At 73.2% G+C, this 12249-nt stretch carries 11 protein-coding genes; 5 read left to right on the forward strand and 6 right to left on the reverse strand.

The annotated features are described in order from the left end of the window. Positions 1-42 precede the first annotated feature (42 nt). Positions 43-1059 (forward strand): phosphatase PAP2 family protein, encoded by a 1017-nt coding sequence (locus ABT014_RS16155; protein WP_350639387.1) that lies wholly within the window; start codon positions 43-45, stop codon positions 1057-1059. A gap of 19 nt (positions 1060-1078) precedes the next feature. On the opposite strand, the gene ABT014_RS16160 is transcribed toward ABT014_RS16155, so the two are convergent. Both ABT014_RS16160 and ABT014_RS16165 read right to left on the reverse strand, forming a co-directional pair. Beyond that, positions 1079-2167, reverse strand: a complete 1089-nt coding sequence (locus tag ABT014_RS16160) for a PP2C family protein-serine/threonine phosphatase (RefSeq protein WP_350639388.1) — start codon at positions 2165-2167, stop codon at positions 1079-1081. A 24-nt stretch (positions 2168-2191) separates the two neighbouring features. Next, a complete protein-coding gene (locus tag ABT014_RS16165) occupies positions 2192-3751 on the reverse strand; it encodes an MFS transporter (protein WP_350639389.1) in 1560 nt (519 codons plus the stop codon). 142 nt (positions 3752-3893) lie between these two features. On the opposite strand from ABT014_RS16165, the gene ABT014_RS16170 reads away from it, so the two are divergent. From ABT014_RS16170 to ABT014_RS16180, 3 genes are all read left to right on the forward strand, one after another. Further along, positions 3894-4895: an Lrp/AsnC family transcriptional regulator gene (locus ABT014_RS16170; RefSeq protein ID WP_350639390.1), complete on the forward strand. Its 1002-nt coding sequence runs from the start codon at positions 3894-3896 to the stop codon at positions 4893-4895. A 128-nt stretch (positions 4896-5023) separates the two neighbouring features. Beyond that, a complete protein-coding gene (locus tag ABT014_RS16175) occupies positions 5024-6961 on the forward strand; it encodes an RICIN domain-containing protein (protein ID WP_350639391.1) in 1938 nt (645 codons plus the stop codon). A 251-nt stretch (positions 6962-7212) separates the two neighbouring features. Further along, complete coding sequence (locus tag ABT014_RS16180) at positions 7213-9414, forward strand: M4 family metallopeptidase (RefSeq protein ID WP_350639392.1); 2202 nt, start codon at positions 7213-7215, stop codon at positions 9412-9414. A 76-nt stretch (positions 9415-9490) separates the two neighbouring features. Here the strand turns inward: ABT014_RS16180 and ABT014_RS16185 are convergent, their stop codons facing one another. The 3 genes from ABT014_RS16185 to ABT014_RS16195 all read right to left on the reverse strand — a co-directional run bounded on the left by ABT014_RS16185 (position 9491) and on the right by ABT014_RS16195 (position 11134). Then, positions 9491-9877 (reverse strand): VOC family protein, encoded by a 387-nt coding sequence (locus ABT014_RS16185; protein WP_350639393.1) that lies wholly within the window; start codon positions 9875-9877, stop codon positions 9491-9493. A gap of 83 nt (positions 9878-9960) precedes the next feature. After that, positions 9961-10344, reverse strand: a complete 384-nt coding sequence (locus tag ABT014_RS16190) for a VOC family protein (protein ID WP_350639394.1) — start codon at positions 10342-10344, stop codon at positions 9961-9963. Positions 10345-10405: 61 nt separating this feature from the next. After that, complete coding sequence (locus tag ABT014_RS16195) at positions 10406-11134, reverse strand: class I SAM-dependent methyltransferase (RefSeq protein WP_350639395.1); 729 nt, start codon at positions 11132-11134, stop codon at positions 10406-10408. A 146-nt stretch (positions 11135-11280) separates the two neighbouring features. Between ABT014_RS16195 and ABT014_RS16200 the strand changes: the two genes are divergently transcribed. Next, a complete protein-coding gene (locus ABT014_RS16200; RefSeq protein WP_350639396.1) occupies positions 11281-11427 on the forward strand; it encodes a hypothetical protein in 147 nt (48 codons plus the stop codon). 176 nt (positions 11428-11603) lie between these two features. Here ABT014_RS16200 and ABT014_RS16205 read toward each other — a convergent pair whose 3' ends face one another. Continuing rightward, positions 11604-12224 (reverse strand): response regulator, encoded by a 621-nt coding sequence (locus ABT014_RS16205; RefSeq protein WP_502894988.1) that lies wholly within the window; start codon positions 12222-12224, stop codon positions 11604-11606. Positions 12225-12249: the final 25 nt, after the last annotated feature.

Here is a 12249-nt window from a genome sequence, read left to right on the forward strand (position 1 = left end):
TCCATAGGTTCTTCCAAGAATCCGGTGCTAGCTTCGAGCGCCATGACCGACCTGCTCCGACCTGCGCATTCGGCGACCCGGAACGACCTGCGGCAGGGTGGGCCGAGCAGAACGGGCGCGGTGTGGCACGGGCTGCGGCCCCGCCACCTCGCCTGGCCGCTGTTCGCGCTCGCCTTCGCCTGGTACCTGTGGACCTACGGCCTGCCGTACGCCAACGACGTGGTGTTCTGCTGGCTGATCGCGGCGCTGGTCGCCGCCTCGGTGCACAGCGGCGGCCGCACCGGCTGGCTGCTGGTGCTGCGGGACTGGGTGCCGGTGATGGCGGTGGTCTGGGCGTACTCGCTGCTGCGCGGGTACGGCGCGCACACCCCGTGGCCGGTGCGCTACGAGCCCCAGTTGAGCATCGACACCTTCCTGGGCGGCGGCGAGACCTGGACGGTCCGGCTGCAGCACTGGCTCTACACGCCCGGCTCCCCGCACTGGTACGACTACGCGGCCGTCATGGTCTACATGTCGCACTTCTTCACGGTCTTCCTGGTGCTCGCGGTGCTCTGGAAGCGTCAGTACCCGCGCTTCCGGCGGCTGCTGGCGCTCTACCTGGCCGTCACCTTCGCCGGCTTCGCCACCTACGTGCTGTACCCGGCCGACCCGCCGTGGCTGACGGCGCAGGAGGGCCACCTGCCGGCGGTCACCCGGATCGTCTCGGACGTGCTCAACCAGAGCGGGCTGCCACGGGCCGGCTCGGTGTTCGAGAACGGCAGCCAGTTCGCCAACGACGTGGCCGCGATGCCCTCGCTGCACGCCGCGTACCCGATGCTGATCGCGCTGTTCTTCTGGGCCGGCGCCGGCCGCTGGACCAGGGTCGTGCTGGTGGCCTATCCGCTGGCGATGGCGTTCACCCTGGTCTACGGCGCCGAGCACTTCATCGTCGACATCCTGGCCGGCTGGGCCTACGCGGTGGTGATCTGGTACGTGCTGACCCGGGTGCTGGACCGGCGGGCGCTGCGGCGTGCCGCCCGCGACCGGGAGCGGCAGCGGGTCCCGGAGCGGGTCGGCTGAGCCGCGCGCCCGGGGTCGGTCAGCCGGTGCGGGTGAGGGCCAGCACGGCGGCGTCGTCCGTCAGCCCGTCCACGGTGTAGCGGCGGACGTCGGCGAGCAGCTGCTCCAGCAGCGCGTCCGGGCCGGCCTCGGGCGGCATCCCGGCGAGCCGCTCGGCCAGCGGGTAGAACCGGCCGGTGGCGTCCCGGGCCTCCGAGATGCCGTCGGTGTAGAGCAGCAGCGTCTGGCCGGGCTCCAGCGGCAGCGCCTGCACCGGGTAGCGGCCGCCGGTCAGCCCGAGCAGGGCCAGCGGCGGTGACCAGGCGGCCGGGTCGACCCCGGTGACCCGCCCGCCGGTGCACAGCATCGGCGGCGGGTGCCCGCAGTTGACCACGGCGGCCGGGCCGGCCGCCGGCACCGACAGCAGGACGGCGGTGACGAACTCCTCCTCGCCGGGCCGCCGGGCCACCACCGCGTCCAGCCGGCCGGCCACCTCCGCGAGGTCGCTCTCCAGCACCGCCGCCTCGCGGAACACCCCCAGCACGTCCGCCGCCGTCTCCACCGCGCCGAGCCCCTTGCCGCGGACGTCGCCGAGCAGCACCCGGACCCCGTAGGGCGACTCCGCCACCGCGTACAGGTCGCCGCCGATCCTGGCCTCGGCGGCGGCCGGGGCGTAGCGCACCGCCGTCCGCAGCCGCCCGATCCGGGACGGCACCGGGCGCAGCAGCGCCTCCTGGGCGGCCTCCGCGACCGAGCGCAGTTCGGCGAGCCGGCGCTCGCGGTCGGCGACCAGGGCGACCGAGGCGGCGCTCGCCACCGCCACCGCCGCGACCGCCGCCGCCGAGGTGGCGTGCACGACCGTGCCCACCTCGTCGTTGAGTGCGGCCAGCAGCCAGACCCCCGCCAGCGCGACCGCGCCCGCCGCCAGCGGCACCCACGGCCTGCGGGTCTCGGCCGCCGCCAGCACCGGCACCGCGGCCAGCAGCGGGGAGAACGTGAAGCTGGGCCCGGTCACCAGATCGGTGACCAGGGCCAGCAGGATCAGCAGGTAGGCGAACGCGATCAGCCTCCCCCACCGGGGGGAGGCCGCCGCCGGCAGCCGCCGTTCGGAGTCGAACTCGCTCGCCATGAAGCCTCCAGCCGAGGCGGGACATCACTCCATTCTCGCCACCGCCGGGCGCTCCCCGCCTGCCCGCGCCGGCTCGGCACCGAGCGTCGAGGCCGGCACCGGCACCGGGGCGGGCGGGCGGCGCAGCATCAGCAGCACGACCACCCCGCCGACCAGCCCGAACGCACCCGACACCAGGAAGGTGTCGCGCAGTCCGTCGGCGAAGGCCGTGTGCACCAGCTGCTCGACCGCGGGCCGCGTCCCGGCCGCCGCCCGGGCGACCACCGCGCCCGCCTGCCCGCCGGTCAGGGCGTCCGCCAGGCCCTGCGGGTCGCCGGCCGCGGGGGAGCGGTCGAGCGAGTGCACCATCCCGGCCTGGAAGACGGCGCCGAGCAGCGCGATCCCGAGCGCGTTGCCGAGCTGGCGGGCGGTGTTCAGCGCGCCGCCCGCCATCCCGGCCCGGGTGGCCGGCACGGCCGACATCGCCGCCGCCGCCATCGCCGGGGTGGCCAGGCCGACGCCCGCCCCGGTCACCGCCAGCCCCGGCGCGAGTACGGCCCAGCCGGAGTCCGCCCCGATCATGGCCTGGAGCAGCGCGCCGGCGCCGATCAGCAGCAGTCCGCCGCCGACCGTCAGCCGGGCCGGCACGCCGTGCAGCCGCCGCCCGGCGATCCCGGCGGTCAGGAACGCCACCACGCTCATCGGCAGCAGCGCCAGCCCGGCCGCGACCGGGCCCATCCCGCGCACCGACTGGAGCCACAGCGAGGCGTAGCCCAGGTAGGAGAAGGCGGCGGCGGAGAGCAGCAGACCGCCGATCATGATGCCGACGAAGGCCGGGTTGCGCAGCAGCCCCAGGTCCAGCATCGGGCGGCTGCTGCGCAGCTCCACCAGGACGAAGGCGAGCAGCGCCACCGCGCCGAGCGCGAACAGGCCGAGTGTGCGGGTGGAGCCCCAGCCGTGCTCGCCGACCGTGATCAGCGCGTAGGTGACCGAGCCGGCGGCCACCGTGAAGGCCGCCATGCCGGGCAGGTCGACGCCGGTGGCGTGCGGGTTGCGCGACTCCTTGACCGCCCGCAGCGTGACCGCCACCGCCAGGACGCTGACCGGCAGGTTGACCAGGAAGATCCAGCGCCAGCCGAAGTGCTCGGTGAGCAGGCCGCCGACGATCGGGCCGGCCGCCGCCGCGGCGCCGTTCACCGCGCCCCAGACCCCGAATGCGACGCCCCGGTCGCGGCCCTGGTAGGCGTGGCTGAGCAGGGCCATGGTGGTGGCGAACATCGCGGCGCCACCGACGCCCTGGAGCACCCGGAAGGCGATCAGCTGGTCCGGCCCGGAGGCCAGGCCGCAGGCCAGCGAGGCGAGGGCGAACAGCACCAGCCCGGCCAGGTAGACCCGCCGGCGTCCGACCCGGTCGGCCAGCGCGCCGGCGCCCAGCAGCAGCGCGGCCAGCGCCAGCGCGTACCCGTCCATCACCCACTGCAGGTCGGCGAAGCCGGTGTGCAGGCTGGTGGCCATGTCGGGGAGCGCGACCGTCACGATGGTGACGTCCACCAGCAGCATGAACGCTCCCAGGCAGACCGCGGTCAGCGGCAGCCATTTGCGCATCGGAACACTCCTCGATCTCGCGGCCGGGCACCCGTTGCCCGGTCTCACCCCCTGAATCTCGCAGCCGGCTCGCGGATCCGATGACCCGGACGGCTCCTCGCGCCGGAATCCGACATGGACGGCCCCTGGCATGATGGAAACCATGCAGCAGACGGAAGAGCTCGACGACCTGGACAAGGCCCTGGTCCAGGCGCTGATGGCGGACGGCCGCACCCCGTACAGCCGGCTGGCCGAGGTGCTGGAGGTCTCCGACCAGACCGTCATCCGGCGCTACCGGCGGCTGCGCACCGCCGGGCTGCTCCGGGTGGTCGGACTGCCGGTGGGCCACCGGGTCGGCCTGTTCGAGTCCTGGCTGCGCGTGCAGTGCACCCCCGACGCCGCCGTCCAGGTGGCCGACGGGCTGGCCCGGCGCCCCGACATCGCCTGGGTCACCCTGAACTCCGGCGGCACCGAGATCCACTGCGTCTCCCGGGCCCGCAACCGCGCCGACCGGGACGCCCTGCTGCTCCAGAAACTGCCCGGCACGCGGCGGGTGACCGGCATCTCCGCGCACAGCATCCTGCGCACCTTCAACGGCGGCCCCGGCCACTGGGCCGGACTGGACGTGCTCTCCGAGCAGCAGCTGCGGGCGCTGGAGCGACCGTGGGCGTTCGACCCGGGCACCCGGGTCGAGCTGGACGACGCCGCGCTCGCGATGCTCGCCGTGCTGGGCCGCGACGGGCGCACCGGCTACCCCGAACTCGCCCGCGCCACCGGCCTGTCGGAGTCGGCCGTGCGCCGCCGGCTGGAGCAGCTCAGGGCTGCCGGCGCGATCTTCTTCGACGTCGAGATCGATCCGCAGCTGCTCGGCTACCACGCCCAGGCGGCCCTGCTGCTCACCGTGCCGCCGGCCGAACTCGCGGCCACCGGAGCCGCGTTCGCCGGCCACCCCGAAGTGCCGTTCGCGGCCGCGATCACCGGCGCGGCCGCCCTGCTCGCGGTGGTGGTCTGCCGCGACACCGACGCGCTCTACAGCTACCTCACCGAGCGGATCGGCGCACTGCGGGCCGTCCAGCAGGTGGAGGTGGTCCCGGTGCTGCGCACGGTCAAGCGGGCCGGGATGCTGATGGACGGCCTGCGGCTGGTCGACCCGCCGGCCGTGTGAGCGGCCTGGGCCTGATGCGCGCTTCTGCGCGGAACCATGGCTCTGCGCACAGATATTGACGCTGTGTCAGTCCCGTGCTGCACTGGTGCCGCCCCCGTCCCGGCCGGTGCACCCCGGAGGTCCCCGTCATGCGCCTGCGCGCCCTGCTCGTCGCCACCCTGTGCCTGCTGGGCGCCGCTGCCGCCGGCGGCCCGGCCGCCGCGGTGGAGGGGACCGAGGGGACCACCTACTACCTGGACTGCGCGGCCGGCGACGACGCGGGCGTCGGCACCACCCCGCAGACCGCCTGGCGCACCCTCACCCGGGCGGGCACGACCACCCTCGCCCCCGGCGACCGGCTGCTGCTCGCGCGCGGCACCAACTGCCCCGGCACGCTGGCGCCGAAGGGGTCCGGCACGCCCGAGCGGCCGATCACCGTCGACGCCTACGGCACCGGTGCCAAACCCCTGGTGGCCGGCGGCGGCGCGCCCGCCGCGGTGCTGCTGCGCAACCAGCAGGGCTGGGAGATCCGCAATCTGGAGATCACCAACCGGGGGATTGGCGCGGCCGCCCGGCGCGGCGTCTCGGTGGAGCTCTCCGACTACGGCACCGCCACCCACCTGGTGCTGGAGCAGCTCGACATCCACGACGTCAACGGCACCGACACCAAGGACCTCGCCGGCAGCGGCGGCATCTACCTCGCGGTCGGCGGCACCACCACCCCGACCGGCTTCGACGCGGTCACCATCCGGGACAACACCGTCCGTACGGTGGACCGCGAGGGCATCTTCCTGGTCTCCACCTGGAACCGCTCCGGCTTCGAGGCGCACAGCGCGGGCACCTTCGTCCCGTGGACCGGGGTGCGGATCAGCGGCAACCGGCTGTCCGACCTCGGCGGCGACGGCATCGTGGCCGGTAACACCAGCGGCGCGGTGATCGAGCACAACACCGTCACCGGCTTCCAGCGCCGCTCGGCCGGCTACAACGCCGGCCTGTGGACGTACGATTCGGACGACGCGCTGTTCCAGTACAACGAGGCCGGCGGCGGCGGGAACACCCGCGACGGCATGGCCTACGACGTCGACCAGGGCACCGTCGGCACGGTCTTCCAGTACAACTACAGCCACGACAACGCCGGTGGCTTCTTCCTGCTCTGCAACGCGACCGGCATCCTGCGCACCGCCGTGATCCGCTACAACATCAGCCAGAACGACGCCTACCGCGGCTTCGAGAACTGCTCCGGGCCGATCGAGTCGGCCGACGTCCACAACAACACGCTCTACCTGGGACCGGGCGTCAGCCAGTCGGTGATCCAGGAGAACAACACCACCCGGCGCAACGTCACCTTCCGCAACAACATCGTGGTGAAGACCGGCGCCGGCAGTGCCTCGATGACCCTGCGCGGCGGCGGCTACCAGCTGGACCACAACGACCTGGTCGGCGTCTCCGGCGCCCCGGCCGGGGCGGGCACCACCGCCGACCCGCGACTGCGCGCCCCCGGCACCGCCACCGACCAGGCGCACGCCACCGGCTACCAGCTGTGCGCCGGCTCGCCCGCGATCGGCGCCGGCACCCCGGCCACCGGCACCCTCGACTACTTCGGCACAGCGCTGCCGGCCGGCGCCCCGGCCCAGGGTGCGTACGGCGGGTCAGGGGTCGCCTGCGACACCCCGGTCACCTCCGGCGGCACCTACCGGATCGCCCGCACCGCCACCGGCCAGGTCGCCGACGTGCCCGGCTCCTCCACCAGCACCGGCACCCAGCTGATCCAGTGGGCCTGGCACGCCACCGACAACCAGCGCTGGACCTTCACCGCCGACCCCGGCGGCGGCTGGACCGTCCGCAACCTCAGGTCGGGCCTGTGCCTGGACGTCAGCGGCGCATCGACCGCCCCCGGCGCCGCCGCCATCCAGTGGACCTGCACCGGCGCCGACAACCAGCGCTGGCTGCCCGTCCCCGCCCCCGGCGGCGGATACACCCTCACGGCCCGACACAGCGGCCTCGCCCTCGCCCCGGCCGGCCCCGCCGACGGCGCACTCCTCGCCCAGCAGCCGGCGGGGGAGCCCTGGACCTTCCTCCCGGCCTGACCAGGCAGATCGAGGCTCCTGACACTCCTTCACGCGGCGCCGCGGCGCCGTGAGATGGATCACAGTCGCGGGCCGGCCCGGCGGCGCCGTCCGACTGTCCGCGGTCAAAAGTTCCCAGGTAGCGGCGGATCTTCCCAGGAAACGTCCAGGTTCGAGGCCCGTTCACATCACCGTCAACTTGAAGTCTGTTAATTTTTCCAGAATTGCCATGCGTTGACTGGTATTCATATGAACCAGCACGCTTCGGCGGCATGAAGAGATCACTTCTGAGCAGCTCGCTCATCCTCGCGGCCGGCACCCTGGTCATAGCCGGCGCCGGTGTCCCCGCCGTCGCCGCCCCCGGTCCGGCGCCCCAGGCCTCGCAGAACAAGGCCGTCCAGGACGCCGACGCCCAGGTCGCCGCCCACCCCGACGCGGTGAAGGCCGGCGCCGACGACCGCTTCGTGGCGACCAACGTGCAGGTCGACCCGGACGGCACCCGCCACGTCCACTTCAACCGGACCTACCGCGGCCTCCCCGTCCGCGGCGGCGACGTGATCGTCCACTCCGCCCCCAACGGCACCCTCGACTCCGCCAGCCTGACCCAGGCCGCGCCGCTCTCGCTCTCGGTGACCCCCTCAGTCACCGATCAGCAGGCGATCGCCAAGGCCGCCAAGCTCTTCCAGGGCACGCGCCGCAGCAGTACCGCCGTCCTGACCGTGGACGTCACCGGCGCCCAGCCGCAGCTGGTCTGGGAGGTCACGCTCAACGGCTCCGCCACGGACGGCTCGCCCAGCCACCTCCACGTCCTGGTCGACGCCGCCACCGGCGCCACCGGCGAGAGCTGGGACAGCTTCTCCGCGTTCCTGCCCGACGGCACCAAGCGCGCGGCGACCAAGGCGGCCCCCACCGCCGCGTCGGCGCCCGCCGCTGCCGCCGCCGGCTCGGCCCCCGCCGCTGCGGCCGCTGCCGCCTCCACCGGCACCGGCAAGGGCTACCAGGTCGGCAACGTCACCGTCAGCACCACCCAGAACTCCACCACCAGCTACACCCTCAAGGACCCGGTCCGCGGCAACGGCGAGACCCGCGACGCGCAGAACCAGACCACCACCGACGACTCGCCGCCGGCCGGCTGGGGCGTCGCGTTCAACGACGCCGACAACGTCTGGGGCAACAACGCCCTGACCGACCGCGCCACGGTCGCCGTCGACGCCCACTACGGCATCCAGGCCACCTGGGACTTCTACAAGAGCGTCCTCGGCCGCAACGGCATCAAGAACGACGGTGTCGGCGCCCGCTCCTTCGTCCACTACGGCACCAACTACGACAACGCCGGCTGGGACGACGCGAGCTTCTCGATGATCTACGGCGACGGCGCGGTCGGCTCCAAGCCGTTCACCGAGATCGACGTCGCCGGCCACGAGATGAGCCACGGCGTCACCGCCGCCACCGCCGGTCTGATCTACAGCGGCGACGCGGGCGGCCTCAACGAGGCCACCTCGGACATCATGGGCACGATGGTCGAGTTCAACGCCAACAGCCCGGCCGACACGCCGGACTACCTCATCGGCGAGAAGATCGACATGAACGGCAACGGCACGCCGCTGCGCTGGATGGACGACCCGAGCAAGGACGGAAAGTCCGTCAAGTGCTGGTCGAGCACGACCAAGAGCCTCAACCCGCACTACTCGTCGGGCGTCGGCAACCACTTCTTCTACCTGCTCGCCGTCGGCTCCGGCCAGTCCCAGTGGGGCAACAGCCCGACCTGCGACGGCTCGACGGTCGCGGGCATCGGCAACGACGCGTCCACGAAGATCTGGTACCGCGCGCTGTCGGCCTACATGACCTCCAACACCGACTACCCGGGCGCCCGCACCGCCACCGTCAAGGCCGCCAAGGACCTGTACGGCGCCGGCAGCACCCAGTGCGCCGCGGTGGAGAAGGCCTGGGGCGCGGTCTCCGTCGCCCCGACCGCCACCACCTGCGGCGGCGGCGGCACCACCCCGCCGCCGAGCGGTGGCAACCTGCTGCTCAACCCCGGCTTCGAGTCCGGCGCGACCTCCTGGACGGGTAGCTCCGGCGTCATCACCAACGATGCGGGCGCGGCTCCCCGTACCGGCTCGTACTACGCCTGGCTGGACGGCTACGGCTCCGCGCACACCGACACGCTCGCCCAGGCGGTGGCCGTCCCGGCGACCGCCGCCGCGCCCAAGCTGACCTTCTGGAACCGGATCACCACCGCCGAGACCGGGAACAAGGCGTACGACACCCTGAAGGTCCAGGTCGTCAACGGCACCACGACGACCACCCTGGCCACCTACTCGAACGTCGACGCCACCTCCGGCTACGTCCAGCGCACGCTGGACCTGTCGGCCTTCAAGGGCAAGACCGTCACGATCAAGTTCACCGGCACCGAGGACTCCTCCCTCCAGACCGGCTTCCTGATCGACGACGCCTCGGTGACCGCCGGCTGACCCCGGCCCCTGACCGGTGGACCCGGGCGGTCGACCCACGAGGTCCCGCCCGGGTCCACCGCCGTTTCTCCTGCGGTCAGGACGCCGCAGCGGCGGCGCGCTCGGCGGCGCTGCGCTCCACGCAGAACTCGTTGCCCTCGATGTCGGCCATGGTGACCCAGCCGGTGCCGTCGGGGCGGCGGCGGTCGGCGACCACGGTGGCGCCGAGGGCCAGCAGCCGCCCCACCTCCTCGTCACGGGTGCGGTCGGTGGGCTGCAGGTCGAAGTGCAGACGGTTCTTGCCCGCCTTGTCGTCGGGGACGGCGATGAAGAGCAGATCCATCCGCTCACCAACGATCAGGGCCTCGGGGTCACCGGGCTTGTCGTCGTCGGCGAGCTTGCTGTCGAGGACCGCGGCCCAGAAGGACCCGAGCCGGTAGGTGTCGGCACAGTCGATGGTCACGTGATGCACGAGAGAAGCCATGGCGCACACTATGACGCCCGGTCATACGATCGTCCACGCGATTCGGGTCGCCCACCCGGTGCCGCCCGGTACCCGCCCCCAGGTCAGAGCGGTGCCAGCCGGGTACGCAGCAGGCAGAACTCGTTGCCCTCCGGGTCGGCCAGCACGTGCCAGCTCGCCTCGTCGGTCTGCCCGACGTCGGTGGGCACCGCGCCGAGCGCGAGCAGGCGCTCCAACTCGGCGTCCTGGTCCCGGTCGGTGGCGTTGACGTCGATGTGCAGCCGCAGCTTCCCGGGCCTCGGGTCGCTGCTCGGGCTGAAGATGAGCGTGGGCTGCGGCCCGCCGAACCCGACCCCGGCCGGCCCGATCTCGATGCTCCCGTCGCCCTCCCGCCCGAGCTCGACGAAGCCGAGCACCTCGCTCCAGAAGGCGGCGAGCCGCTCGGGGTCGGCGGCGTCGATGACCAACTCACTGATGCGGCATGCCATGCCCGGCAGTCTACGTCGACCGCCGCACCCGGCACGGGAGTTCGGCGCCGTCACGCTGGGGTCAGGTGCGGCGGGCGAGGTGGACGGTGATGTCGGCGGCCAGGTCCACCCGCTCGGGCAGGGAGCGCAGGGTGCGGTCGAACACCTGCTGCCGATCGGCCGGCGGCAGGACGAGGTAGGCCGAGATGGTCGACAGCAGGCCGACGTACTCCTCGGCCGTGACCGTCAACCGCCGTTCCAGGACGATCTGTTGCACGTCGGTGAAGCAGTCGGCGCCGCGGAGTTCGGTGCCCGGCCACTGCATCTCCTGCTCCGCCGGGGTCCCGTCCGGCGACGGGATCTCGTCGCTCTCCAGGTACGGCGCCCGCGCGGCGCGGACCGCCTCCTCCACCTCAGGATCGGCCGGCCCGACCGGTCCGCCGAAGCAGGCGAACACGCCGCCGGGCTCCAGCAGCGCCGCCGTCCGCGGCCACCGGCGCTCCGGGCTGGTCCAGTGCAGCGCGGCGGCCGCGTAGACCAGCCCGTACCGCGCGTCCGGCCGCAGCTCCTCGAAGGCGGCCCGCACGGTCCGTACGGTCGCGGGGACGTGCTTGCGCAACTCGGCGAGCATCGCCGGGTCCGGATCGGTCGCCGTCACCGCGACCCCGCGCTCGGCGAACAGCCGGGTCGCCTTCCCCGTCCCGGCGCCGATCTCCAGCGCGGTGCGCACCGGGCGGCCCGCGTACGCCGCCACCAGGTCGAACAGCTCACCGGGATACCCGGGCCGGTACCGTTCGTACGCTTGCGCCATCGCCCCGAAGCTCAGTGCACGCCCAGACATGTCGGCCATGCCGAGCATCCTGGCACGGGCCGCCCCACCGCACCCGCCCACCGGCACCGGCCGCCCGGATCGTCGGCACGTCCCCGGGCGGACCTGTGGCCGTGCATCGTCAGTATGTGTCGCCATCGAGTTGCGCGGACATCACCCTCACCGACGGCCAGGGCGGCATCGTACGAGTGACCGTGATGGCGGACCTCCCGGAGGGGTGGCTGTCGGACAACGAGCGCAGGCTTGCCGAGTTCCGGGAGCAAGCTCGGCTCTGACGGCGCGCCGAGGCCTCGACGGGGCCGACGTGGCCCGAGTGAAATGTGACCTGCCAATGGCGAGCCGGATCGACGACTGCTCGCTCCGGCGGGCGATGTGGCCGGTGCAGAGGCCACTCGGGAACAGGTGCCCGGCGGTGCGGCCGTCACCGTGCGGCGCGTTCGAGCCCGGCCTGTCAGCGGGAGGTCGTCACCAGCCCTGCTTCGTAGGCGAGGATGACGAGCTGGACGCGGTCGCGCGCGTCCAGCTTGGAGAGCAGGCGGCTCACGTAGGTCTTCACCGTGGTGATGCTGAGGAAGAGCTGCTCGGCGATCTCGGTGTTGGACAGGCCGCGCCCGATCAGGGTGAGCACCTCCTGTTCGCGCTCGGTGATGGCCGTCAACGTCGCCGCTGCGGCGGTCGTGGCGGATGTCCCGCTTCCGGCGGCGGGGCGGGAGGTGATCTCGGCGATCAGGCGGCGGGTGACTCGCGGGGCGATCAGCGCGTCGCCGGAGGCGACGACGCGGACGGCGGCCAGGATCTCCTCCAGGGCCATGTCCTTGACCAGGAAGCCGGATGCGCCCGCGCGCAGCGCGCCGTAGACGTAGTCGTCGTCGTCGAAGGTGGTCAGCACCAGGACATGGGCGGAACCGCCGCCGGAGGTGATCCGGCGGGTGGCCTCGATGCCGTCCATGCCCGGCATCCGGATGTCCATCACCACGACGTCCGGCTCCAACTCGCCGACCAGGCGCACCGCCTCGTCGCCCGAACCGGCCTCGCCGACGATCTCCAGGTCGGGCGCGTCGGTCACCACCATCGACAGCGCCGCGCGCACCAGTGGC

This window comes from Kitasatospora sp. NPDC094015, from assembly GCF_040304075.1.
Lineage (GTDB): Bacteria > Actinomycetota > Actinomycetes > Streptomycetales > Streptomycetaceae > Kitasatospora.

Excerpts from the sequence above, each read along its gene's own strand:
- ABT014_RS16190 (WP_350639394.1), bottom strand. The coding sequence starts at position 10,344 with ATGGCATGCCGCATCAGTGAGTTGGTCATCGACGCCGCCGACCCCGAG.
- ABT014_RS16170 (WP_350639390.1), top strand. The coding sequence starts at position 3,894 with ATGCAGCAGACGGAAGAGCTCGACGACCTGGACAAGGCCCTGGTCCAG.
- ABT014_RS16175 (WP_350639391.1), top strand. The coding sequence starts at position 5,024 with ATGCGCCTGCGCGCCCTGCTCGTCGCCACCCTGTGCCTGCTGGGCGCC.
- ABT014_RS16205 (WP_502894988.1), bottom strand. The coding sequence starts at position 12,224 with ATGGTGGTGACCGACGCGCCCGACCTGGAGATCGTCGGCGAGGCCGGT.
- ABT014_RS16165 (WP_350639389.1), bottom strand. The coding sequence starts at position 3,751 with ATGCGCAAATGGCTGCCGCTGACCGCGGTCTGCCTGGGAGCGTTCATG.
- ABT014_RS16195 (WP_350639395.1), bottom strand. The coding sequence starts at position 11,134 with ATGGCGCAAGCGTACGAACGGTACCGGCCCGGGTATCCCGGTGAGCTG.
- ABT014_RS16185 (WP_350639393.1), bottom strand. The coding sequence starts at position 9,877 with ATGGCTTCTCTCGTGCATCACGTGACCATCGACTGTGCCGACACCTAC.
- ABT014_RS16160 (WP_350639388.1), bottom strand. The coding sequence starts at position 2,167 with ATGGCGAGCGAGTTCGACTCCGAACGGCGGCTGCCGGCGGCGGCCTCC.
- ABT014_RS16155 (WP_350639387.1), top strand. The coding sequence starts at position 43 with ATGACCGACCTGCTCCGACCTGCGCATTCGGCGACCCGGAACGACCTG.
- ABT014_RS16180 (WP_350639392.1), top strand. The coding sequence starts at position 7,213 with ATGAAGAGATCACTTCTGAGCAGCTCGCTCATCCTCGCGGCCGGCACC.